Annotated in this window: 22 protein-coding genes; 15 read left to right on the forward strand and 7 right to left on the reverse strand. The window is 73.4% G+C overall.

What is annotated here, in order from left to right:
- Window positions 1-35 precede the first annotated feature (35 nt).
- The gene (gene ctaC / locus AMIR_RS06855) at window positions 36-971 is read left to right on the forward strand and encodes an aa3-type cytochrome oxidase subunit II (protein WP_015800209.1); all 936 of its coding nucleotides are present in this window, start codon (window positions 36-38) and stop codon (window positions 969-971) included.
- A gap of 10 nt (window positions 972-981) precedes the next feature.
- Window positions 982-1,398 carry a cytochrome c oxidase subunit 4 gene (locus tag AMIR_RS06860; RefSeq protein ID WP_015800210.1) on the forward strand — a complete coding sequence of 139 codons (417 nt, stop codon included), beginning with the start codon at window positions 982-984 and terminating at the stop codon, window positions 1,396-1,398.
- A gap of 466 nt (window positions 1,399-1,864) precedes the next feature.
- Here the strand turns inward: AMIR_RS06860 and AMIR_RS06865 are convergent, their stop codons facing one another.
- From AMIR_RS06865 to AMIR_RS06880, 4 genes are all read right to left on the reverse strand, one after another.
- Window positions 1,865-2,584, reverse strand: coding sequence for a lysophospholipid acyltransferase family protein (locus AMIR_RS06865; RefSeq protein WP_015800211.1), 720 nt, complete (start codon window positions 2,582-2,584; stop codon window positions 1,865-1,867).
- Between the two features lie 486 nt (window positions 2,585-3,070).
- Window positions 3,071-4,120: an anthranilate phosphoribosyltransferase gene (gene trpD / locus AMIR_RS06870; RefSeq protein ID WP_015800212.1), complete on the reverse strand. Its 1,050-nt coding sequence runs from the start codon at window positions 4,118-4,120 to the stop codon at window positions 3,071-3,073.
- Window positions 4,121-4,125: 5 nt separating this feature from the next.
- Window positions 4,126-4,536, reverse strand: a complete 411-nt coding sequence (locus AMIR_RS06875; protein WP_015800213.1) for a response regulator — start codon at window positions 4,534-4,536, stop codon at window positions 4,126-4,128.
- A gap of 42 nt (window positions 4,537-4,578) precedes the next feature.
- Window positions 4,579-4,989, reverse strand: a complete 411-nt coding sequence (locus AMIR_RS06880) for a hypothetical protein (RefSeq protein ID WP_015800214.1) — start codon at window positions 4,987-4,989, stop codon at window positions 4,579-4,581.
- 85 nt (window positions 4,990-5,074) lie between these two features.
- Here AMIR_RS06880 and ctaE point away from each other — a divergent pair, with 85 nt between their 5' ends.
- Genes ctaE through qcrB form a run of 4 tightly spaced genes read left to right on the forward strand, consistent with a single transcriptional unit; the run spans window position 5,075 to window position 9,343 of the window.
- Window positions 5,075-5,677, forward strand: a complete 603-nt coding sequence (gene ctaE, locus AMIR_RS06885; RefSeq protein WP_041836620.1) for an aa3-type cytochrome oxidase subunit III — start codon at window positions 5,075-5,077, stop codon at window positions 5,675-5,677.
- Between the two features lie 41 nt (window positions 5,678-5,718).
- On the forward strand, window positions 5,719-6,531 hold the full coding sequence (gene qcrC / locus AMIR_RS06890; protein ID WP_015800216.1) for a cytochrome bc1 complex diheme cytochrome c subunit: 813 nt from the start codon (window positions 5,719-5,721) through the stop codon (window positions 6,529-6,531).
- Entirely contained in the window at window positions 6,528-7,652 is a 1,125-nt protein-coding gene (qcrA, locus tag AMIR_RS06895) for a cytochrome bc1 complex Rieske iron-sulfur subunit (protein ID WP_015800217.1), read from the forward strand. Before qcrC ends, qcrA begins: the two co-directional genes overlap by 4 nt.
- Complete coding sequence (gene qcrB, locus AMIR_RS06900) at window positions 7,649-9,343, forward strand: cytochrome bc1 complex cytochrome b subunit (protein ID WP_015800218.1); 1,695 nt, start codon at window positions 7,649-7,651, stop codon at window positions 9,341-9,343. Before qcrA ends, qcrB begins: the two co-directional genes overlap by 4 nt.
- 69 nt (window positions 9,344-9,412) lie before the next feature.
- Here the strand turns inward: qcrB and AMIR_RS06905 are convergent, their stop codons facing one another.
- Together AMIR_RS06905 and AMIR_RS06910 are read right to left on the reverse strand one after the other, a co-directional pair.
- Window positions 9,413-9,694 (reverse strand): Lrp/AsnC family transcriptional regulator, encoded by a 282-nt coding sequence (locus AMIR_RS06905; protein WP_015800219.1) that lies wholly within the window; start codon window positions 9,692-9,694, stop codon window positions 9,413-9,415.
- A 37-nt stretch (window positions 9,695-9,731) separates the two neighbouring features.
- Window positions 9,732-11,444: a DEDD exonuclease domain-containing protein gene (locus tag AMIR_RS06910; protein ID WP_041836621.1), complete on the reverse strand. Its 1,713-nt coding sequence runs from the start codon at window positions 11,442-11,444 to the stop codon at window positions 9,732-9,734.
- Window positions 11,445-11,527: 83 nt separating this feature from the next.
- Between AMIR_RS06910 and AMIR_RS06915 the strand changes: the two genes are divergently transcribed.
- The 4 genes from AMIR_RS06915 to AMIR_RS06930 all read left to right on the forward strand — a co-directional run bounded on the left by AMIR_RS06915 (window position 11,528) and on the right by AMIR_RS06930 (window position 17,209).
- Window positions 11,528-13,081, forward strand: a complete 1,554-nt coding sequence (locus AMIR_RS06915; protein ID WP_015800221.1) for an NYN domain-containing protein — start codon at window positions 11,528-11,530, stop codon at window positions 13,079-13,081.
- Between the two features lie 399 nt (window positions 13,082-13,480).
- Window positions 13,481-14,512: a C40 family peptidase gene (locus AMIR_RS06920; protein ID WP_015800222.1), complete on the forward strand. Its 1,032-nt coding sequence runs from the start codon at window positions 13,481-13,483 to the stop codon at window positions 14,510-14,512.
- A gap of 122 nt (window positions 14,513-14,634) precedes the next feature.
- A complete protein-coding gene (locus AMIR_RS06925) occupies window positions 14,635-15,867 on the forward strand; it encodes a hypothetical protein (protein ID WP_015800223.1) in 1,233 nt (410 codons plus the stop codon).
- A gap of 211 nt (window positions 15,868-16,078) precedes the next feature.
- Entirely contained in the window at window positions 16,079-17,209 is a 1,131-nt protein-coding gene (locus AMIR_RS06930) for a glycosyltransferase family 4 protein (RefSeq protein ID WP_015800224.1), read from the forward strand.
- A 196-nt stretch (window positions 17,210-17,405) separates the two neighbouring features.
- Here AMIR_RS06930 and AMIR_RS06935 read toward each other — a convergent pair whose 3' ends face one another.
- Window positions 17,406-19,214 (reverse strand): AMP-dependent synthetase/ligase, encoded by a 1,809-nt coding sequence (locus tag AMIR_RS06935; protein WP_015800225.1) that lies wholly within the window; start codon window positions 19,212-19,214, stop codon window positions 17,406-17,408.
- 129 nt (window positions 19,215-19,343) lie between these two features.
- Between AMIR_RS06935 and AMIR_RS06940 the strand changes: the two genes are divergently transcribed.
- The 5 genes from AMIR_RS06940 to AMIR_RS06960 are packed head-to-tail and all read left to right on the forward strand — an operon-like array spanning window position 19,344 to window position 22,610.
- Entirely contained in the window at window positions 19,344-19,724 is a 381-nt protein-coding gene (locus AMIR_RS06940; RefSeq protein WP_015800226.1) for a hypothetical protein, read from the forward strand.
- Between the two features lie 11 nt (window positions 19,725-19,735).
- Window positions 19,736-20,524, forward strand: a complete 789-nt coding sequence (locus AMIR_RS06945) for a metallophosphoesterase family protein (RefSeq protein WP_015800227.1) — start codon at window positions 19,736-19,738, stop codon at window positions 20,522-20,524.
- Window positions 20,525-20,551: 27 nt separating this feature from the next.
- A complete protein-coding gene (locus AMIR_RS06950; RefSeq protein ID WP_015800228.1) occupies window positions 20,552-20,986 on the forward strand; it encodes an SRPBCC family protein in 435 nt (144 codons plus the stop codon).
- Entirely contained in the window at window positions 20,983-22,203 is a 1,221-nt protein-coding gene (locus AMIR_RS06955; RefSeq protein ID WP_015800229.1) for an ArsA family ATPase, read from the forward strand. Before AMIR_RS06950 ends, AMIR_RS06955 begins: the two co-directional genes overlap by 4 nt.
- Window positions 22,204-22,208: 5 nt before the next feature.
- Window positions 22,209-22,610: a hypothetical protein gene (locus AMIR_RS06960; protein WP_118948218.1), complete on the forward strand. Its 402-nt coding sequence runs from the start codon at window positions 22,209-22,211 to the stop codon at window positions 22,608-22,610.
- The last annotated feature ends 8 nt before the right edge of the window (window positions 22,611-22,618 follow it).

Below are 22,618 nucleotides of genomic sequence, written 5' to 3' on the forward strand. Positions count from 1 at the left end.
CCCGCGAATTTCCTGCAGCGAGGAGGCGGCGAGCAGTGGGCCTGAAGGAGGGCACCAGGGCAGCGCGGTTGGCCAAGGTCACCGGGCTGGTGGGCCTGGTCGGCATCGGGGCCACGGGTTGCTCCACGGATGAGGTGCTCCGCTTCGGCTGGCCGGTTTCGGTCACGCCGCAGGCGGAGGCGATGCGCGAGCTGTGGACCTGGTCGGTCGTCGCGGCCCTCGTGGTGGGTGTGATCGTGTGGGGCCTGATCCTCTGGGCCGTCGCGTTCCACCGCAAGAAGAGCGAGGAGCTGCCGCGCCAGGTCGCGTACAACCTGCCGCTGGAGCTCGTGCTCATCGTCGTACCCACGGTGATCGTGGCGGTCCTGTTCTACTTCACGGCGGTCACCCAGAACTACGTGACCGACAAGTCCCAGGACCCGGACGTGACGGTCGACGTCATCGGCTTCCAGTGGAACTGGGAGTTCCAGCACCGGGACGCCAAGGTCGAGGGCACCGACCAGCCGGTCAGCACCGTCGGGACCTCGACGGAGATCCCCATGCTGGTCCTGCCCGCCGAGAAGCGCGTCCGGTTCGTCCTGCGCTCCACGGACGTGATCCACTCGTTCTTCGTCCCGGAGTTCCACTTCAAGCGGGACGTCTTCCCCGAGCCGGAGAAGAACAACCAGGACAACGTGTTCCAGATCGACCAGATCGACCGCCCCGGCTCCTTCGTCGGACGCTGCGCCGAGCTGTGCGGCACGTACCACGCGGTGATGAACTTCGAGGTCCGCGCGCTGCCCGCCGCCGACTACGACCGGTACATCGAGCTGCGCACCCAGGTGAACGAGGCCACCGGCAAGCCGTACACCAACGCCGAGGCGCTCACCGAGATGAACTGCGGCGAGCTGTGCACGCCGTACGCCGTCACCACCCAGCCGTTCGACACCGACCGGACCGCCCGCGAGGCGTCCGGCGCGGGCAGCAAGTAGGAGAGCCCCGATGAAGGTCGAATCTCGGGTCTTTGACCTGGTCACTGGCTTCTCGTTCCTGATGACGATCGTGTACGCCTACTGGACGTGGGCGGACACGACCCACGTCGAGCCGGTCGGCACGGTCGCGCTCGCGCTGACCGGTGGGCTCGCGCTCCTCGTCGGCACGTACTTCCGGTTCATCGCGCGGCGCATCGAGGTGCGCCCGGAGGACAACCCGGACGCCGAGATCAGCGACGGCGCGGGCGAGCTGGGCTTCTTCAGCCCCGGCTCGTACTGGCCGGTCGCGCTGGCCGCGGCCGCCGCCGTCACCGGCGTCGCGCTCGCGTTCTGGCTGATCTGGCTGCTGGTGATCGGCGTCGTGCTGATCGTCCTGACCGTCGGCGGTCTGGTGTTCGAGTACCACACCGGTCCCGCGCACGACTGAGCCCCACGCGCCGAAGGGCCCCGCCACCTCCGGGTGGCGGGGCCCTTTTCGCTTTTTCCGGGGCGCCGCGCCCGGCCTGGACCGGTCCAGGCCGGAAATCCGCAGGCGGTGCGGGGAAAAGCACGCAGGAATGATCTTGCGGGGAGAGTGGGAGGGGATGTCGGGGTAGAGGAAAAGGTCCCTGGACAATCCTCGGCGAGCCCGCTCCGGCGCGCGGGAAAACCCCGTTCGGGGGACTCCCCGGCAAAGTTCCTCCCGGTGAGCGGAAAAGCGTCCCGGCGCGCGGCGGGGAAATGGCGCGGTGATCGGCGCGCTCGTGGCGGCGGAAGACCGCCGGGCGCTCGTGGACGCGCGGACGTCCCGCGCGCGCCTGACCGGCGGGCCCGGCGGTCGGAGCAGCGGTTCCGGGCGAACGGGGGGTGCGAGGGGACCCGCGGGGGAGCGGCGCTGCTCCCCGCCGGACGTCCTAGGCGGCGGCCTGACCGCTCGACGCCTGACCACCGGGGGTCCGGCCGCCGGGGAGCTGGCCGCCGGACGCCTGGTAGCGGTCCACGTACTCCTGCTCGGACAGCTCCAGGATGCGGTACACGATCTCGTCGGTGACCGAGCGCAGCACCGGCAGCGAGTCCTGCATCCCGGCGTAGCGGGAGAAGTCCAGGGGCGCGCCGAAGCGGATCGTCACCGGGCGGATCCTGGGCAGCCTGCGGCCGACCGGCTGGACCTGGTCGGTGCCGATGATGCCCACCGGGATCACCGGCACGTCGGACTCCAGCGCCATCCGCGCCACGCCCGTGCGGCCCCGGTGCAGCCTCCCGTCCAGGGAGCGGGTGCCCTCGGGGTAGATGGCGAACGCGTTGCCGCCCGCCAGGATCTCGGCCGCCGTGTCCAGGGAGGCCCGCGCCGCGCGGCCGGAGCCGCGCTTGACCGGGACGTGCCCCAGGGAGCTGAAGAGGCTCTTGCTCAGCCTGCCCTTGAGCCCGGCGCCCTCGAAGTACTCGGCCTTGGCGAGGAAGGCCACCCGTCGGGGCGCCACCATCGGGATCAGGATGCTGTCGATGAACGACAGGTGGTTCGGGGCGAGGATCACGGCTCCGGTGCGGGGGAGGTTCTCCAGCCCCTCGACCTTCGGCCGGTACACCGCGCGGGCCAGGGGGAGCACGACCCGCTTAATCACCGTGTACAGCATGGAAACAGCATGACTCCCTGTTGTTGCGGCCCGGCGAATGTGTGGTTCAGCCCACTGATCGAGCCCATCGGACCACCCGGACGCCGCAGAGTTATCACTCTCGGTGGTCGCTGGGGAGTCTAGTTTGGTGCCAACGGGGGACGTATCGCGACCCTCGGTGACGGTTTTGTCGGGGTCGCGCTCGCGCTCGGCCACCCCCGGTGGCCACCGGAGGCCGCTGACCGGGCGGGACGTGCGCGGGACGGCGGTCGGCGCCCCCGGTGGCGCCCCTCGGTGACCACCCTCAGCGACGGCTCACGCGGCCCGCACGCCGCTCGGGGCGCCCGCGCGCCACCACCGGCCCATCACGCCCCGGAAACGCCGCAGGGCGGCTCTGAGCCCCCGTGGGAGCCCCGCCGCCCTGCTGCCTGTCCGTTCCTCGGCCCAGTCGTTCCCCCGGACCGGTCGTTCCCCCGGCTCAGCCGTTCCCCTGGCCAGGCCGTTCCCTCAGCCCAGCCGCGCCTTCAGCTCGGTCGACCGCTCCACCCAGCGCCGCAGCAGCTCGGCCGCCGCCCCGCTGTCCACGGCCTCCGCCGCGCGCGCCAGACCCGAGGTCAGCGCGGGCGCCAGCTCGCCGGACAGCCCCGCGTGCGCCGCGATCGCGCCCGCCGCGTTGAGCAGCACCGCGTCCCGCACCGCGCCCGGCTCACCCGCCACCAGCCGCCGCACGACCTCGGCGTTCACCGAGGCGTCCCCGCCGCGCAGGTCCTGCGGCAGCGCGGGCGCCACGCCCAGCTCGGACGGGTCGATCCGGTCCTCCCGGACCACCCCGCCCTCGACGACCCACACCGCGGTGGTCGTCGTCGTGGTGATCTCGTCCAGGCCGTCGTCACCGCGCACGACCAGCGCCGTCGTGCCGCGCCGGGCGAACACCCCGGCCAGCAGCGGGGCCGCGTTCGCCCGCGCGCAGCCGATCAGGCCCACCGACGGCTGCGCCGGGTTGGTCAGCGGCCCGAGCAGGTTGAACGAGGTCGGGATGCCGATCTCGCGCCGGGGCGCCGAGGTGTGCCGGAACGCCGGGTGGAACACCGGCGCGAAGCAGAAGCCCACGCCCAGCTCGGCCACGGTCGCCGCCACGCCCTCCGGGGGCAGGTCGATCGCGACGCCCAGCGCCTCCAGCACGTCGGCCGTGCCGCACTGCGAGGACGCGGCCCGGTTGCCGTGCTTGACCACCGGGACCCCGGCGGCGGCGGCCACGATCGTGGCCATGGTGGAGATGTTCACCGAGCCGGAGCTGTCGCCGCCGGTCCCGACGATGTCGGCCGCCCTGCCCTCGACGCTGAACCTGCGGGCGTGCCCGAGCATCGCCGAGGCCAGCCCGTCGACCTCCTCGGGCGTCTCGCCCTTGGCCCGCAGCGCCACCGCGAACGCCGCCACCTGCGCGGTGGTGGCCTCGCCGGACATGATGCGGTCCATCGCCCAGCCGGTGTCGTCCTCGGCGAGGTCGATCCCGTCGAGGAGCCGGGTGAGCAGCAGCGGCCAGGTGCGGTCGGCCACGGCGATCAGCCGCGCACGGCGGGCAGCGCCAGCGAGCGCAGCACCTCGGCCACGGTCTCGGCCGCCGCCAGCGGGTCGAGCGGGTGCACCAGGACCGCGTCGGCCTGCGACCACGTCGCCAGCCACCGGTCGTCCTTGCGGCGCACCGCGATCACCACGGGCGGGCAGTTCGTGATCTCGTTCTTGAGCTGCCTCGACAGCCCCATGCCGCCGGTGGGCTGGGCCTCGCCGTCCAGGATCACCAGGTCGGCCTTGGCGTTGTCCAGCTCGTAGAGGACCTCGGCGATGGTGCCCGCCTCGGTGTACTCCACCCGTCCGAGGTCGGGCGCGGGACGCCGCCCGACGGCCGTGATGATCGTCTCACGCACCTCGGGGCGGTGGCTGAACACGAGGATTGTGGTCGTCTGCGAAGTCATCGCGCGAACCTCCGGACGGGTCGGGGCCGAGAGGTCCCGATGCTATCCGGCGTCCTCCCGCTGATCCTTCCGGGCCTGGAGGGCGTCCCAGCCGATCCAGTCGCCGCCCAGCCGCTGGGCCAGGCCCACCATCCGCGAGCGCTCCTGCGCGCAGTGCAGCGCGTCGAGCACCTGCACGCGCAGCGCGTGCGCGGGTTCGCCCTCCCGCAGCACCCACCCGTCGGGGGCGAGCAGCTCCCGCGCGCGTTCTACCTGATCAGCGGGCAGGTGGAGGTGGTGGCGGAGCACGGCGGGCTCTTCAGGGCGCCACCGGGGCGAGCGCGCCAGCGCCGCCGAATCCGCCTCGGCGATGTCGAACGCCTCCACGACCACCACGAGATCGGGTGAGGCGATATCCAGGGGGACTGCACCCCGTTCGGACCAACGCCTCCGCAACCGGACGAACCACTCCATGCGACCCCTCACCTCGTGTGTGACCCGGATGACCATGACTTAAGGCCCCGGACCCGATGGGCGAGGCGAAAACGTGCAAGCAATAATGCGTCGTGTGACAACGGCAGCGCCCTCAATCACCCAGCGCGTGCACTCGCTGAACCGGCCGAACATGGTCAGCGTGGGCACGGTCGTCTGGCTGTCCAGTGAGCTCATGTTCTTCGCGGGCCTCTTCGCCATGTTCTTCACGGTGAAAGCCCAGCACGAGGGCGAGTGGCCCCCGGTGCACCTGAACGTCCCCTACGCGATGCTCTTCACGACCATCCTGGTGGCGTCGTCCTTCACCTGCCAGTGGGGCGTCTTCGCCGCCGAGCGCGGCGACGTCTTCGGCCTGCGCCGGTGGTACGGGCTCACGGTGCTGCTGGGCGCGATCTTCGTCGCGGGCCAGGCGGGCGAGTACGCCACGCTGATCGGCGAGGGGGTGACGATCCCCAGCGGCGCCTACGGCACGGTCTTCTACCTGACCACCGGCTTCCACGGCCTGCACGTGATCGGCGGCCTCATCGCGTTCGGCTACCTGCTCGTCCGCACGAAGCTGAGCAAGTTCACGCCCGCCCAGGCGACCTCCGCGATCGTCGTGTCCTACTACTGGCACTTCGTCGACGTGGTCTGGATCGGGCTGTTCGCCGTCATCTACCTCGTGCCCTGACACCAAGAACCCCGAACTCACTAGCAAGGGTTGCCGCACACATGACCACCACCAGTACCACGAGGGCCCGGAATCGCGGCACCAAGCTGCGGCGGCGGATCTCCGGCCTGCTCGCGCTGGGGTTCGCGCTGTTGAGCGCGGGCCTGCTGTTCAGCGCGCTCGCGCCGCAGCCGCAGACCGCGCAGGCGCAGTCCGACCCGGCCCAGGTGCGGCTGGGGGAGCAGCTCTACAACAACACCTGCATCTCGTGCCACGGCCAGAACCTCGACGGCGTCAAGGACCGGGGCCCCAGCCTCATCGGCGTCGGTGAGGCCGCGGTGTACTTCCAGGTCTCCTCCGGCCGGATGCCCATGGCCCGCCAGGAGGCGCAGGCCCAGCGCAAGCCCGTCAAGTTCAGCGCCGAGGAGATCGACGCGCTCGGCGCGTACATCCAGCAGTTCGGCGGCGGCCCGGAGACCCCCGAGGAGCGCGGCGAGGCGCTGCGCGGCGAGGACCCGGCCCGCGGCGGCGAGCTCTTCCGCCTGAACTGCGCGGCGTGCCACAACTTCACCGGTCGCGGCGGGGCGCTGTCGTCCGGCAAGTTCGCGCCCGAGCTCGACGGGGTCACCGAGGAGCAGCTGTACACGGCCATGCTCACGGGCCCGCAGAACATGCCCAAGTTCTCCGACCGGCAGCTCACGCCGGAGGAGAAGGAGGACATCATCGCTTACATCAAGTCGGTGTCCGACGGGAACAACAACCCCGGCGGCGCCGCCCTCGGCGGCTTCGGGCCGGTTTCAGAGGGTCTGATCGCGTTCATCGTGGGCATCGCCGCGCTCGTCGGCGTGACCCTCTGGATCGGAGCCAAGGCATGAGCGGCGACAAGCCGAACGGGCTGCCCGACGAGGCGCAGCTCTCGAAGATGAGCCGGGACGAGCTGGTCAAGCTCGGCACGGAGATGGACGGCGTCGAGCTGGTCCACTACGAGGAGCGCTGGCCCGTCAAGGGCACCAGGGCCGAGAAGCGCGCCGAGCGCCTGGTGGCGCTGTGGTTCGCCATCGCCGCGCTCGCGGGCGTCGGCTTCCTGGCCGCGTTCCTGTTCTGGCCCTGGAAGTACGAGGCGCCGCACACCGAGAACCACTGGCTGTACCAGCTGTACACGCCGGTCATCGGCGCCACGCTGGCCCTGTCGGTGCTGGCGCTGGGCGTCGGCGCGCTGCTGTACACCAAGAAGTTCATCCCCGAGGAGCTGGCGGTCCAGCAGCGCCACGACGGCGGCTCGTCGCCCGTGGACTCCGCGACCCTCGTCGCCGAGCTGGGCGACGTCGGCGCGCGCAGCACCCTCGGCCGCCGCTCGCTGATCAAGCGCACCGCCGGTCTCGGCGCGGGCGTCTTCGGCCTCGGGGTCCTCGCGGTCCCGCTCGGCGGCATGGTGAAGAACCCCCACGCCGACAGCGAGACCAAGGACTCGCTGTGGCACACCGGGTGGAAGTCCGAGAACGGCGAGAAGGTCTACCTGCGCCGCCACACCGGCAACTTCCACGACGTCGAGCTGGTGCGCCCCGAGGACCTGGACGCGGGCGGCTTCGAGACCGTCTTCCCGTTCCGCGAGTCCGAGCGCGGCCACGAGCACGAGCTGGTGCAGGCCCTCAAGCGGGCCGACAACCCGGTCATGCTGATCCGCCTGCGCCCCGGCCAGGCCGTGACCAAGCGCGCGGGCCAGGAGGACTTCAACTACGGCGACCTGTACGCCTACTCGAAGATCTGCACCCACCTGGGCTGCCCGACCTCGCTGTACGAGCAGCAGACCGGTCTGCTGCTGTGCCCGTGCCACCAGTCGCAGTTCGACGTCTTCCACTACGGGAAGCCCCGGTTCGGCCCGGCCACCCGCGCCCTGCCGCAGCTCCCGATCACCGTGGACGAGGACGGTTACTTGATCGCCCGCAGCGACTTCACCGAGGCTGTGGGTCCGGCGTTCTGGGAGCGTAAGTCATGAGCGGCATCACGACGCCGACGAAGCGGCAGCCCGCCGGGGCCCGTGCGGCGGCGGGCGCCGCCAAGTGGGCCGACGACCGGTTCCACATGGCGGGCGGGATCCGGAAGCAGCTCAACAAGGTCTTCCCGACCCACTGGTCGTTCCTGCTCGGCGAGATCGCGCTCTACAGCTTCATCATCCTGCTGCTGTCGGGCACCTACCTCGCGCTGTTCTTCGACCCCTCCATGCAGGAGGTCACCTACAACGGCTCGTTCGTGAACCTGCAGGGCATCGAGATGTCCCGCGCGTTCGAGTCGACGCTGAACATCAACTTCGAGGTGCGCGGCGGCTTGTTCGTGCGCCAGGTCCACCACTGGGCCGCGCTGCTGTTCATGGCGGCGATCGTGGTGCACATGTTCCGGATCTTCTTCACGGGCGCGTTCCGCCGCCCGCGCGAGATCAACTGGGTCATCGGCATCCTGCTGTTCATGCTGGGCGCGATCGAGGGCTTCCTCGGCTACTCGCTCCCCGACGACCTGCTGTCCGGCACCGGCCTGCGGGTCATGGCGGCGCTGCTGATCTCGTTCCCGGTCATCGGCACCTGGACGAACTGGCTGCTCTTCGGCGGCGAGTTCCCCGGCATGGACATCATCCCCAGGCTGTACACGCTGCACATCCTGGTGGTCCCGGCGGTCATCCTCGCGCTGATCGCGGTCCACCTGGGCCTGGTGTGGTACCAGAAGCACACGCAGTTCCCCGGCGTCGGCCGCAAGGAGACCAACGTCGTCGGCGTGCGCATCATGCCGGTGTTCGCGGCCAAGGGCGGCGGCTTCTTCGCCGTGGTCGTCGCGGTCACCGCGCTCATGGGCGGCGTCTTCCAGATCAACCCGATCTGGAACATCGGCCCGTACAACGCCGCGCAGGTCTCCGCCGGTTCGCAGCCCGACTGGTACATGGGCTGGACCGACGGCCTGGTCCGCCTGTGGCCCGCGTGGGAGCTGTACCTGGGCGACTACACGGTGCCCGCGCCGTTCTGGCCGTTCATCCTGGGCCTGCCGCTGCTGACCGGCATCGCGGCGGCGTACCCGTGGATCGAGCGCAGGATGACCAAGGACTACGCGCACCACAACCTGCTCCAGCGCCCCCGCGACGTCCCCGTCCGGACCTCGCTGGGCATGATGGCGATCACCTACTTCATGGTGATGCTGCTGATGGGCGCGAACGACATCATCGCGTTCAAGTTCGACATCTCGCTCAACGCGACGACCTGGATGGGCCGCATCGGCCTGCTCCTCCTGCCGCCGCTGGCGTACTTCGTCACCTACCGGCTCTGCATCGGTCTGCAGAAGGCGGACCGCGAGGTGCTGGAGCACGGCGTGGAGACCGGCATCATCAAGCGGCTCCCGCACGGCGAGTTCATCGAGGTGCACCAGCCGCTGGGCCCGGTCGACGACCACGGCCACCCGGTCGCGCTGGAGTACCAGGGCGCCCCGGTGCCGAAGAAGATGAACAAGCTCGGCGCGGCGGGCCACCCGGTCCCCGGCTCGTTCTTCACCCCGGACAAGCCGGAGGAGACCGCGGCCTTGGCGCGCGCCCGCGCGGCGCAGGGGTCCGGCGTCGGCACGCTGTCGGCGGAGAACAAGCCGGCCGACCCGAGTGAGCGAGGGTCGGCCAACCCCAAGTCCGTCGAGGGTGACCGGGCCGGCGACTGACGCCTGACAGGCAGCGAATGTGGAAGGACCCCGCATCAGAGGATGCGGGGTCCTTCTTCTCTTCTCAGCTCAGGAGTCCAAGCCGATCGCGAACGCGGCCTCGGTGTCCTTCTTGGAGTAGGACCGGAACGCGATGTGGGTGTCGGTGTTCAGCACGCCGGGCACCTTGCTGATCCGGCCGGGGATCAGGGCCGCCAGCTCCTCGTGCTCGCTCACCTTCACCATGGCGATCAGGTCGGCGTCGCCCGCGCAGGAGTGCACCTCGGTCACGCCGTCGATGTCGACGATCGCCTGCGCCGCGTCGGTGATGGACTCCGCTGAGACTTGGATCAGCACGATCGCGGTGATCACAGGGGCACTCCTCGTCCTCGTGGGTGTGCCCGCAATGCTAGTGCCCCTCGAACCGGTACTGGTCGCGTCCCGCCTCGGCCACGCCCACCCAGGTCCGCCAGCTCCCCGCGCCCCACGCGGGCGCCGCCCACGGGCGCGAGCAGCTCACCATCCGGGTCCCCGGCTGCTCCACCCACCGCAGCACCACGCCGACCTCCTCGGCGCTGCCGCCCAGCAGCGGGCCCGCGCCGGGCAGCACCGTCTCCGCCGACGCCACCAGCGCGTCCACCACCGGCATCGGCGGCACCCCGCGCGGGGCCACCCCGGCGCTGGCCAGCCTGCCGTGCCGCACCACCGCGAACCACCAGCCGCCCGCGCCGTCCGGCCGCGCCGCCACCAGCTCCTCCACCGCGGCGAGCGCGGCCAGCCGCTGCCCCCGGTCCAGCGCCCGCACCAGCCCGGCCAGCCGGTCCCGCCGCAGGGCCGCCTCCTCGAACCGCTCCTCCAGCGCCAGCTCGCCCAGCCTGGCCGCCGCGCCGCCGAGCGCCTCGGTGGACTCCCCGGCGATCAGCGCCCGAGCCCGCGCCACCGCGTCCGCGTAGTCGTCGACCTCCTGCAGCCCCGCGCACGGGGCCTTGCAGCGCCCCATCTCCAGCAGCGCGCACGGCGTGCCCGACGCCCCGCGCGCCGGGATGCGCTGGGCGCACGCCCGCAGCGGCACGGCCTCCAGCAGCGCCTCCGCCGCCGCGTCCGCCGCCCGCCTGGTCGGGAACGGTCCCAGCGCGCCCTCGCGGGCCGTCCGCACCACCGAGAGCCTCGGGAACGCCTCGTCGGTCAGCGCCAGCCACCAGGAGGCGGTGTTCTTCGACCGGCGGTTGTAGGCGGGCCGGTGCGCGGCGATCAGCCGCAGCTCCCGCACCTGCGCCTCCAGCGGGTGCGCGCACTCCACCCAGTCCACCCGCACCGCCAGGGCCACCATCTCGCGCAGCCGGTGCCGGGTCTCGGAGGCGGTGAAGTACTGCCGCACCCGCCTGCGCAGGTCCGAGGCCGTGCCGACGTACAGCACCTCCTCGCTGGGCCCCCGGAACAGGTACACGCCCGGCGCGGACGGCAGGTCGGCGGCCAGCGAGCGCTTGCGGCGCTGCTGCGGGCTCACGTCCGGCAGGTACGCCAGCAGCTCCTCCAGCGAGTGCACGCCCACCGACCCGACCCGCTCCAGCAGCCGGTGCAGCACCTCCACGGTGGCGCGGGCGTCGACCAGCGCCCGGTGGTTCGGCGCCTCGGGCACCCCGAACAGGGCGGACAGCGCGGACAGCTTGCAGCTGGGCGCCTCCTCGCGGCTGAGCACCCGCCTGGCCAGCTTGACCGTGCACACCACCGGCGGCTTGGGCCAGGCGTAGCCGTGCCGCTCGCAGGCGGCCTTCATGAACCCCACGTCGAACCCGGAGTTGTGCGCCACCAGCACCGCGCCCTCGGCGAACTCCAGGAACGCGGGCAGCACCGAGGCGAGCACGGGCGCGCCGGTCACCATGTTCTGGGTGATGCCGGTCAGCGCGACGATCTGCGGCGGGATGCCGCGCTCCGGGTCGACGAGCGTGCCGAACTCGCCGATCACCCGCCCGCCGCGCACCTTCACCGCGCCGATCTCGGTGATGCCGTCCTCGGCCGCGCGCGGACCGGTCGTCTCCAGGTCGAAGACGACGAACGTGGTCTCCCGCAGCGGGGTGCCCAGCTCGTCGAACGACAGCTGCGCGGGCGGCGTGGTCGGCATTCCGGGCACGGTAACCCCGGACACCGACAATCCGGTGGTGGAGGTGGTCGGTGACGGGTGCCCGCGCGCCGTAGCCTGTACGGGTGCGGGACCCGATCACGGCAGCGGACGAGGACGACGAGCGGGGCGACGGTGAGCCGGAGCCGCTCGTCGGGTCCGCTGTGGAGTCGGGCGGGGAACCGGGCGTGGAGTTCGGCGCGGAGCCGGGCGCCGGGGCCGCCGAGAGGTCCGACGCCGGGGAGTCCGAAGCCGGGGAGTCCGACGGGGAATCCGCCGCCGAGGTCGCCACAGAGGCCGCCGCCGAGACCGCCGCCGCCGAGACCGCCGCCGCCGAGACCGCCGCCGAGTCCGACGTGGACTGGACCGCGCTGCCCGACCCGCTGCGCGCCAGGCTCTCCGAGCTGAGCGCCGACGCGGTGGGCGAGCTGCCCAAGGTGGACGTGCCGCAGTCGCTGCGCGCCGTCGCCAGGTTCGCGCCCGCCAAGCGGGCCAGGCTGGGCGCGCCCGCGCTGATCGGCGCGCTGCGCTCGTCGGCGGGCTTCCGCGCCGCCGTCGTGGACTGGTTGCGGCGCAACCGGCCGTCCGCGCTGGAGCACACCGCGCCCGACCCGGTCACCGCCGGGGCCGCCGCGCTGCTGCTGGGCGAGGAGGGCGCGGCGCACCTGGTGGAGCTGGTGGCGCGCCGCGCGGCCGACGCCGCCCTGCGGGCCGAGCGGGACAGCGCGGTGGCGCGCCTGGAGCGGCTGGAGGCCGAGCTGGAGCGGCTGCGCGCCGACCAGGTCGAGGCCGGTGGGGTGGCGCGCCGGGTGCGCGTGGAGGCGGACGCCGAGCTGGAGCGGCTGCGCAAGCGGCTGCGGGAGCAGGGCGTCAAGCTCCGCGAGGCCAAGGACCGGGCCGAGGCCGCCGCCCAGGAGGCGCTGCGGGTGCGCTCCGAGGTCGACGTCGAGGTCGGCAAGCTGATCGCCGAGCGGGACCGGGAGCGCGAGCGCGCCGAGGCCGAGCGGGTCAGGGCGCGGCGCGCGGTCGCCGACGCCGAGGTGGCCCGCCAGTCGGCGCGCGAGGCGCGGCAGGCCGACGAGGTGCGGCTGGCGCTGCTCGTGGACACCCTGGACGGCGCGGTCAGCGGGCTGCGCCGGGAGCTCGCGCTGGGCGGCGGCACCGGGCCGCGCCCGGCGGACATGGTGCGCGGGGCGAGCGCGGGGCAGGGCTCGGTCAACCGGGTCGAGGACCCGGCCGCGCTGGACCGGCTGCTGGCGCTGCCCGCCGTGCACCTGATCGTCGACGGCTACAACGTCACCAAGACCGGCTACCCGGAGCTGGCGCTCGCCGACCAGCGGGACCGGCTGGTGCACCAGCTCGCCGTGCTGGCCGCGCGCACCGGGGCCGAGGTGACCCTGGTGTTCGACGGCGCGGGCGTGGTCGCCGTGCCCGCCGCCGCGCCGCGCGGGGTGCGGGTGCTGTTCAGCGACCCCGGCGTGCTGGCCGACGACGTCATCCGGGCCCTGGTCACCGCCGAGCCCGAGGGCAGGCCGGTGGTCGTGGTGACCTCCGACCGGGCCGTCGCCGACTCGGTGCGCAGGCGCGGCGCGCACCCCGTCCCGTCCGCCGTGCTGCTCGCCCGCCTCGGCCGCGTCTGACCCCCGTTCGGGGGTGTGGCGACCGGCTGTGACCGGGTTTCGTCGGCGGAGGGTGACCGTTCGGGGGTTGCGCAGGGTGACTGCGCGGAGTGTGACCAAGCTCTTAGTCCAGGGTGGTCGGCGTCACCCGACCAGGTGAGCCGATCCGTCATCGATCCAGTCGCGATTACTCGCCGGACAACGGTGGACGCGGGCATCCCGCTCTCATAACCTAGCCGGGACCTCGCGGAGGATCGTCGGCCGGCGTGGCAGGCGACGCGGGTCACCGCCGGATCGGCGCTGTCGGGGAGCCGAGTCGCGCACGCCCCTCCACCTCGTTTTGGTGCCGCCAGGGGCTGCGCCGCGTCCGCGCTGAGCGGGGACCGGTGGCGGTTCACACGACAGGAGACTCTGGCGAGAGTGGCGTCGCAACGACTCAAGCGCGGTGTGCGTGGGGCACTGGCCGCCACGGCGGTGGCCGTGGCGGCTGTGGGCATCACGCCGGTCTCGGCCGGGGCCCAGCCCGCCACCGCCTCCGACGCGTTGAAGAAGTACAACGAGCTGGGCGAGCAGGCCACCAAGCTCAACGAGGAGCTGCTCCGCGCGCAGGAGCAGGAGAAGAACAACCAGGCCGAGCTGGACAAGGCCAAGGGCGAGGTCGACACCGCGACCAAGGCCGGTGACGCGGCCCGCGCCGACGAGGAGAAGTTCCGCAGCCGGGTCGACCGGCTCACCGAGGCGTCCTTCGAGGGCGCGCGGTTCAACCAGCTGTCCGCGCTGCTGGTCAGCGACTCGCAGCAGGACTTCCTCAACCGCATGTCCGCGCTGGGCGTCCTGGCCATGGACAACGGCGAGGCGCTGGAGGAGCTGTCCGGGGCCGTCCAGGCCGCCGACGCGGCGCGCGACACCGCCTCCGAGGCCGAGAAGCGCGCGCAGACCGCGACGGACGAGGCGAAGAAGATCGCCGACGACGTGCGCAAGCGCAAGGAGGACCTCGACAAGCAGCGCACCGAGGTCAAGGCGCAGCTCAACCGGCTGACCTCCGCCGAGCGCACCAACCTGGGCAGCGTCGGCAGCGTGCCGACCAACGTGAACTACCCGGCGGGCGCCGCGGGCGCCGCGCTCTCGTTCGCGATGTCCCAGATCGGCGACATGTACCAGTACGGCGCGACGGGCCCGAACGTGTGGGACTGCTCCGGCCTGGTCATGAAGGCGTACGCCAGCGCGGGCGTGTCGATCCCCCGCACCAGCCAGGGGCAGGCCGGGGTCGGCCGCGCGGTGACCCGCGCCGAGGCCCAGGCGGGCGACATCGTCGTCTACAACGGCGGGATGCACGTGGGCATGGCGGTGAGCAACAGCCAGGTGGTGCACGCGTCCACCGACGGCGTGCCGGTGAAGGTCGTGCCGTTCAACAACCCCGGCTCGATCTACGCGATCCGCCGGATCGGCTGACCCCTCTCCGCGCTGTTCCCCCTCGGCGGGGTCGTTCCGGGAGCGGAGCGGCCCCGCCGAGGCGCGTTCCGGGGGGTGGGGTTCACTGTCCGAGTGCCTTCGACCGCCGCCGGAGCGGCCCGGTGAGCCGCGCGCGGACCGCGTTGGCGGTCCTGGCCGCGCTGGTGCTGTCGGCCGGGCTGGTGGCCGTCCTGCGCCACGAGGACGTCCCCGATGGGGACGCCCCCGCGGGGGAGGCCGTGCGCGCGCTCCTGGACCGCAGGGCGCGGGCCGTGCTGGAGCGCGACGAGGCGGCGTTCACCGCGGACCTGGACCCCGAGGCCGATCCCGCGTTCCTGGCCGCCCAGCGCGGGCTGTTCGCCGCGCTGGCCGAGGTGCCCCTGGCCGAGTGGTCCTACCGGGTGGCCGAAGCCGCGGGTGACGAGTCCGGTGGGGACGAGCGCGCGCTGACCGTCCTGCTGTCGCACCGGCTGTCCGGTGTGGACGAGCGGGCGGGGGAGAAGCCGCTCGGCTACCTGTTCAGCCGCCGGGGCGACCGCTGGCGCCTGACCTCGGACACCGCGCCGGGCCGCACCACGTGGCGCGGCCCGTGGGACTTCGGGCCCGTGCGCGCGGGAGCGGCGCGCGGCGGGCTGGTCCTGGCGCACCCCGGAGGCGAGGCGCAGGCCGCGCGGGCGCTGGCCGAGCTGGACGACGCCGTGGACGCGGTCACCGAGGTGCTGGGGCCGAGGTGGGGCGGGCGGGTGGCGGTGCTGGTCCCCTCCGGTGACGCGGAGCTGCGCGCGCTGGTCGGCGACGGCTTCGCGAGCGGGGGGCTGGCCGCCGTGGCCGTGTCCGACCCGGTCGTGCCGGGGCAGGCGCCCACCGGCCAGCGGGTGGTGCTGAACCCGGCGGTCGTGGCCCCGCTGCCGGACGTCCAGTTCCGGGTCCTCCTGCGGCACGAGATCACGCACGTGGCGACTCGGGCCTCGGTCGTGGACGGCGCGCCGATGTGGCTGCTGGAGGGCTTCGCGGACCACGTCGGCCACCGGGGCAGCGGTCTGCCCGCCGACCAGGTCGCGCCCGCGCTGGCGGCCCGCGTGCGCGCGGGCGACCCGCCGTCCGCGCTGCCGCCCGACGCGGACTTCCGGGGCGCGGGGATCGACCTGGCCTACCAGGAGGCGTGGTCGTTCGTCGAGCACCTGGCGAGGGCGCACGGGGAGCCCGCCCTGCTCGCCCTGCACGACCGCCTGACCGCGCTGGGCCCGGCCGCCGGGTCCGACGTGGACGCCGCCCTGCGCGCCACCACCGGCGCGGGCCTGACCGAGCAGCTGACCGCCTGGCGCGGGTTCCTGACCACGACGTTCACCCCCTGACCCCGCGCCCGCGCCGGGGCCCACCCGCTCCCGCCCACCGAGGGCCCGCGCCCGCATCCTGGCCCGCGCCCTGGCCCGCGCTCGCACCTACACCCGAGCCTCGTCCCGGCCCCTGAGCCTGTCCGCCTCGTCCCGGCCCTCGCGCCCGTCCGCCCCACCCCGGCCCCCGCGCCCGCCCCGCCCCCACCCCACCGCGAGGTACGGTGCGGCGGTGCCGCGAACCCTCCTGGTGACCAACGACTTCCCGCCGCGCCCCGGAGGCATCCAGGGCTACCTGCACGAGCTCGTCACCCGCCTGCCCGACGTGGTCGTCTACGCCCCGTCCTGGGAGTCGCCCTCCGGTTCGCACCCCGAGTTCGACGCCGCCCAGCCCTTCCCGGTGGTCCGCCACCCCACGAGCCTCATGCTCCCCACCCCGGACGTCCTGCGCCGCGCCGCCGACGTGCTGCGGGCCGAGCGCTGCGACTCCGTCTGGTTCGGCGCCGCCGCCCCGCTGGCGCTGCTCGGCCCGGCCCTGCGCAAGGCGGGCGCGCGGCGGGTCGTGGCCTCCACGCACGGGCACGAGGTCGGCTGGTCCATGCTCCCCGGCGCCCGCCAGGCCCTGCGCCGCATCGGCTCCACCTCGGACGTCGTCACGTTCGTCAGCCGCTACACCCGCTCCCGCTTCGCCGCCGCGTTCGGCCCGGACGCCGCGCTGGAGCACCTGCCGCCCGGCGTGGACACCTCCGTCTTCGCGCCCGACCCGGCCGCCCGCGCCGAGCTGCGCGCCCGCTACCGCCTCGGCGACCGCCCGGTGGTGGTGTGCGTGTCCAGGCTGGTGCCGCGCAAGGGGCAGGACGTGCTGATCAGGGCGCTGCCGGAGATCCGCCGCCGGGTGCCGGGCGCGGCGCTGCTGCTGGTGGGCGGCGGACCGCACCGGGACGCGCTGGAGCGGCTGGCCCGCGAGAACGGGGTCGAGGGCGACGTGGTGCTGACCGGGTCGGTGCCCTGGTCGGAGCTGCCCGCGCACTACAACGCGGGCGACGTGTTCGCGATGCCGTGCCGCACGCGCGGGCGCGGGCTGGACGTGGAGGGCCTCGGCATCGTCTACCTGGAGGCCTCGGCCACCGGCCTGCCGGTGGTGGCGGGCCGTTCGGGCGGTGCCCCGGAGACCGTGCGCGACGGCGTGACCGGGCACGTCGTGGACGGCCGCGAGGCGCACGCGGTGGCCGAGTCGACGGCGGCGCTGCTGGCCGATCCGGGACTGGCCGCGAAGATGGGCCAGGCGGGCCGCGAGTGGGTCTCCGACCGGTGGCGCTGGGACGGCATGGCCGCCCGCCTCGGCTCGCTCATCGCGGGCTGACCGGGGCAGAACCCCAGGTCAGGGCCATCGACTCGGCCCCGGCCCTCGGCGCGACAGCGATACGACAGAACCACCCGCCAGACTGGTCCCGTCCCGCCGCGAGCGCCGGGACGGGAACTCTCGCTCCATGCGATCACTGGGGGTCGGTTGGCCCACACCGCGGTGTGGGCCAACCGTCTGTTCCGCCCCCGGCGCGCTAGCGGGAGTAGATCGCCTCGATGTCGGCCTTGTAGGTGTTCGCCACGACCGACCGGCGCAGCTTCATGCTCGGCGTCATCTCGCCACCGGCCTCGGTGAAGTCCACCGGCAGCACGCGGAACTTCTTGATCGACTCCGCCTTGGACACCGCCAGGTTCGCGTCGTCCACCGCCGCCTGGATCTCCTTGAGCAGCTGCTCGTCCTCGACCACGTCCGCGACCGCGGTGCCCGCGGGCCGGTTGTTGCGCTCCAGCCAGGACGGGAAGAACTCCGGGTCGATCGTGATCAGCGCGCCGATGAACGGCTGCGCGTCGCCGATCACCATGCACTGGCTGATCAGCGGGTGCGCCCGCAGCCGGTCCTCCAGCACGGCCGGGGAGACGTTCTTGCCACCGGCGGTGACGATGATCTCCTTCTTCCGGCCGGTGATCTTCAGGAAGCCGTCGGCGTCCAGCTCGCCGATGTCGCCGGTGTGGAACCAGCCGTCCTCCAGCGCCTCCTCGGTGGCCTTCGGGTTGTCCCAGTAGCTCCGGAACACCACGTCGCCCTTGATCAGCACCTCGCCGTCCTCGCCGATGCGCACCGAGGTGCCGCCCACCGGCTTGCCGACCGTGCCGACCCGGACCGCCGTCGCCGTGTTCAGGCACGCCGCCGCCGTGGTCTCGGTCAGGCCGTAGCCCTCCATGACCGGCACGCCGATGCCCCGGAAGAAGTGCGCCAGCCGCTCGCCCAGCGGCGCGCCGCCGGACACCGCCGCGATGCACCGGCCGCCCAGCGCCGCCTTGAGCCTGCGGTACACGAGCTTGTCGAACACCGCGTGCTTGACCTTGAGCAGCAGGCCGGGACCGCCGGTCTCCTCCGCGCGGCTGTACTCGACGGCGGTCGCCTCCGCGATCGCGAAGATCTTGCCCTTGCCCTCGGCCTCGGCCTTCTGCTTGGCCCCGTTGTAGACCTTCTCGAACACGCGCGGCACCGCGACGACGAACGTCGGGCGGAACGTGCCCAGGTCCTCGACGAGCTTGCGCACGTCCTGGGTGTGGCCGACGGTGACCCGCGTGTACAGGGCGCACAGGGCCAGCACGCGGGCCAGGATGTGCGCGAGCGGCAGGAACACCAGCAGCGTGTTGCCCGCCTGCAGCAGGTGCGGCATCAGCGTGACCGCCTCGCGGATCTCCGAGAGGAGGTTGCGGTGGGTCAGCTCGCAGCCCTTGGGCTTGCCCGTGGTGCCCGAGGTGTAGACGATCGTCGCGACGTCGTCCGCGCCCGCGACCCGCCGCCGGGCGTGGGCGTCCTCGTCGGACACCTCGGCCCCCAGCGCGGTCAGCTCGTCCACCGCGCCGCCCGCCGAGCCCGAGCCGGACTCCAGCTGCCAGACGTGCCGCAGCTCCGGCAGGTCGGGCGCGAGCGGCTCCAGCAGCGCGCGGTGGGCGCCCGTCTCGACGAACACGGCCTTCGCGCCGGAGTTCGACAGGATCCACTCGACCTGCTCAGCGGAGGAGGTCTCGTAGATCGGCACCACCACGGCGCCCGCGTGCCAGATCGCCTGGTCGAGCAGGGTCCACTCGTAGCTGGTCTTCGACATCAGCCCGACCCGGTCACCCGGCTCGATCCCGGCGGAGACCATGCCCTTGGCGACCGCCAGCACCTGCGCGGCGTAGTCACGCGAGGTCACGTCGACCCACGTTCCGTCCACGCGCCTGCGGAAGCTGACCGCGTTGCCGAAGCGCTCCGCGTTCGCCCACACCATGTCGGTGAGGTTGTCCTCAGGCGCCACCGACGCGGTAGCGGGAACGCTGAACTCGCGCACGTTGCCTCCGTGACTTTCGACTTCGATTTGTCCGACTCGTTCGACCGGACACGGAACTTAACCTGTGATTCCGGCGATACACCAGGCCGGTGCGCTGGTTCGTGGCCATCTCGTGGCACGCTCGCGGCCGTGCCGAGCGTGGACGTCGTGGACGAGACCTTCCTGGCTGTTCCCCCCGAGACCGTGGCGGCGGCCTTCGCCGCGCCCGAGTCGTGGGCGCGGCACTGGCCGGATCTCATTCTCTCGGTCTACCTCGACCGGGGGGCGCAGGGGCTGCGCTGGACGGTCGGCGGCGCGCTCGTCGGGACCATGGAGGTCTGGCTCGAACCGGTCATGGACGGGACCCTCCTGCACTACTTCCTGCGGGCAGACCTGCCCGAGGACGCCCCGGCCAGGCGGGTGCGCAAGGAGCTGCGCCGCCGCCAGCTCGACGCGAAGGGCGTGTCGCTGGGCCTGAAGCTGGCCCTGGAGGCCGGTCGGGAGCCGGGGGTCGCCCCGGTCCTGCCGTAGATTCTCCCCCCGTGCGCGTACACGTGGTGTCGGACGTCCACGGCAACTCCGAAGCGCTGGCCCGCGCCGGCGACGGGGCGGACGCGCTGGTCGTCCTGGGCGACCTGATCGACTTCGTCGACTACTACGACCACTCCGGCGGCATCCTCGGCCGGGTGTTCGGGCCGGACAAGGTCGCCGAGTTCGCCCGGCTGCGGCGCGGGCGCATGGGCCCGGAGGCCGGCGCCTTCCTGCGGACGCTGTGGGCCGGCCTGGACGACGCGGCGGCCGTGGTCCGCGAGGCGGTGCACGAGCAGTACACCCGGCTGTTCGGGGCCATGACCGCGCCGACCTACGCCACGCCGGGCAACGTGGACAGCCCCGAGCTGTGGCCGGAGTTCGCCCGCGACGGCGTGCACGTGCTCGACGGCGAGACGGCCGAGATCGGCGGGCTGCGGTTCGGGTTCGTCGGCGGCGCGGTGATCGCGCCGAACATCCGCCGCACGCCCGGCGCCGCGTGGCGGGCCTACCTGCGCACCGACGCCGAGCTGACCGGCGTGCTCGCGGGACTGGGCGAGGTCGACGTGCTGTGCACGCACGTGCCGCCCGCCGTGGCCGAGCTGACCTACGACGTGGTGGCCCGGCGCGCCGAGCAGGGGTCGACGGCCGTGCTGGACTCGATCCACCGGCTGCGCCCCCGCTGGTCGGTGTTCGGGCACATCCACCAGCCGATGACCAGGCGCACCCGCATCGGCCCGACCGAGTGCGTCAACGTCGGGCACTTCCGGCGGACCGGAACGCCGCACGTGCTGGCTTGGTGACCCGGCGCACCGGGTAGCCTGCGCGACATGGCCGACGAGTCCACCCAGTCCATCGTGATCGACGCTGCCCCCGAGCAGATCCTCGCGGTGATCGCCGACTTCGACTCCTACCCGGAGTGGGCGAACGGGGTGAAGCAGACCGAGGTGCTGAAGCGGGACGACGACGGCCGGGCCACCGAGGTCGAGTTCGCCATCGACCAGGGGCCCATCAAGGACGACTACGTGCTCGGCTACACCTGGCGGCCCACCGGCGTGTCCTGGACCCTGCTCAAGGGCACCATGCAGAAGGCGCAGGAGGGCAGCTACGAGCTGACCCCGACCGGCGCGGGCGTCCAGGTCACCTACACGCTCTCGGTGCAGCTCGTCGTGCCGATGATCGGCCTGTTCCGCCGCAAGGCCGAGAAGGTCATCATGGACACCGCGCTCAAGGAGCTCAAGCGCCGCGTGGAAAGCGCTGGATGAGCGCCGGACTGCTGCTGTTCACCGGCAAGGGCGGGGTCGGCAAGACCACCCTGGCCGCCGCGACCGCCGCCCGGCTCGCCGAGAGCGGGCGCAAGGCGCTGGTGGTGTCCACCGACCCGGCCCACTCGCTCGGCGACGCCTTCGGGGTGCGCCTCGGCGCGACGCCGACCGAGGTGGACCCGGACGGGCTGACCGGGCTGCACGCCGCCCAGGTCGACCCGCGCGCGCTCGTCGACGACGCCTGGACCGAGCTGCGCGGGCACCTGCGCACCGTCCTGGCCGGGGCGGGCGTGGACGAGCTGGACGCCGAGGAGCTGACCGCGCTGCCCGGCGTGGAGGAGCTGCTCGCGCTCGGCGAGGTGCGCAGGCTGGCCGCGGGCGGGCCGTGGGAGGTCGTGGTCGTCGACTGCGGGCCCACCGCCGAGACCCTGCGGCTGCTCGCGCTGCCCGAGGCGTTCGCCGGCTACCTGGAGCGGCTGTTCCCGACCCACCGCAGGGTGGTGCGCGGCCTGCTGGCCGGGGCCGCCGGGAGCGGCGCGGTCGACCGCTGGGACGCCACCGCCGACGCGCTGTCCCGGCTCGCCGAGCGGCTCGACGCGCTGCGGGGGATGCTGACCTCGGACGACACGGCAGTGCGGCTCGTGCTCACCCCGGAGCGGGTGGTCGCGGCCGAGACGCGGCGCACGGTGGCGGCGCTCGCGCTGCAGGGCGTGCGGGTGTCCGGGCTGGTGGCGAACCGGCTGGTGCCCGCCGTCGGGGCGGACGAGAGCGGCGCCGCGGCCTCCTGGCTGCGGACGCGGCGCGCCGAGCAGGAGGCGGTGCTCGCGGACCTGGCCGATCTCGGCGGGGTGCGCGCGGTCGAGCACCGGGCCGCCGAGCCGGTGGGCGTCCCGGCGCTGCTGGAGGTGGCGCGCGGGCTGTACGGGGACGAGGACCCGGTCGGTGGTTCCGGCGGGTCGGGGGCGCTGACCTCGGGGGCGCTGACCTCGGTGGAGCGGGACGGGGACGAGTACGTGCTGCGACTGGCGCTGGCGGTCGGCGAGTCCGACGTGGACCTCGCGCGGGTCGGCGACGAGCTGGCCGTGACCCTGGACGGCAGGCGCAGGCTGGTCCCGCTGCCGCCGCTGCTCAAGCGGTGCGTGGTGACCGGGGCGGAACTGGACGACGGTGGGTTGGCGGTGCGGTTCCGCCCCGACCCCGAGCTGTGGATGCGGTGAGCGGCGTGGCCGATGCCAAGCTGGTCGAGGAGTTGCGGTTGCTGCTGGACGCGGCGGCCGAGCGGGCGGAGCCGTGGCTGCACCGCGTCGCGGCGGCCGAGGACGGGCACGACCCGGCGGCGTGCGGGTGGTGCCCGCTGTGCAACGCGGTCGCGCTGGCGCGCGGCGACCGGTCGCAGCTGGCCTCCAAGGCGGCGGAGCACGTGGCCGGGCTGATCGCGGTGCTGCGGACGGCGCTGGCCGAGGCGGACGCCAAGGCGGCGCGGGGCGGGGCTGCCGCGGGTTCCGCGGGCGGTCCGTTCGGCGCCGGGCCCGATCCGGCTGGGCCGGACGGCGCGGGGCCCGCCGAGGAGCGCGTGGCGCGTCCGCGCGTGCAGCGCATTCCCGTGGTGCGCAAGCCGTGCTGACGATCGGG

Source organism: Actinosynnema mirum DSM 43827 (assembly GCF_000023245.1).
Lineage (GTDB): Bacteria > Actinomycetota > Actinomycetes > Mycobacteriales > Pseudonocardiaceae > Actinosynnema > Actinosynnema mirum.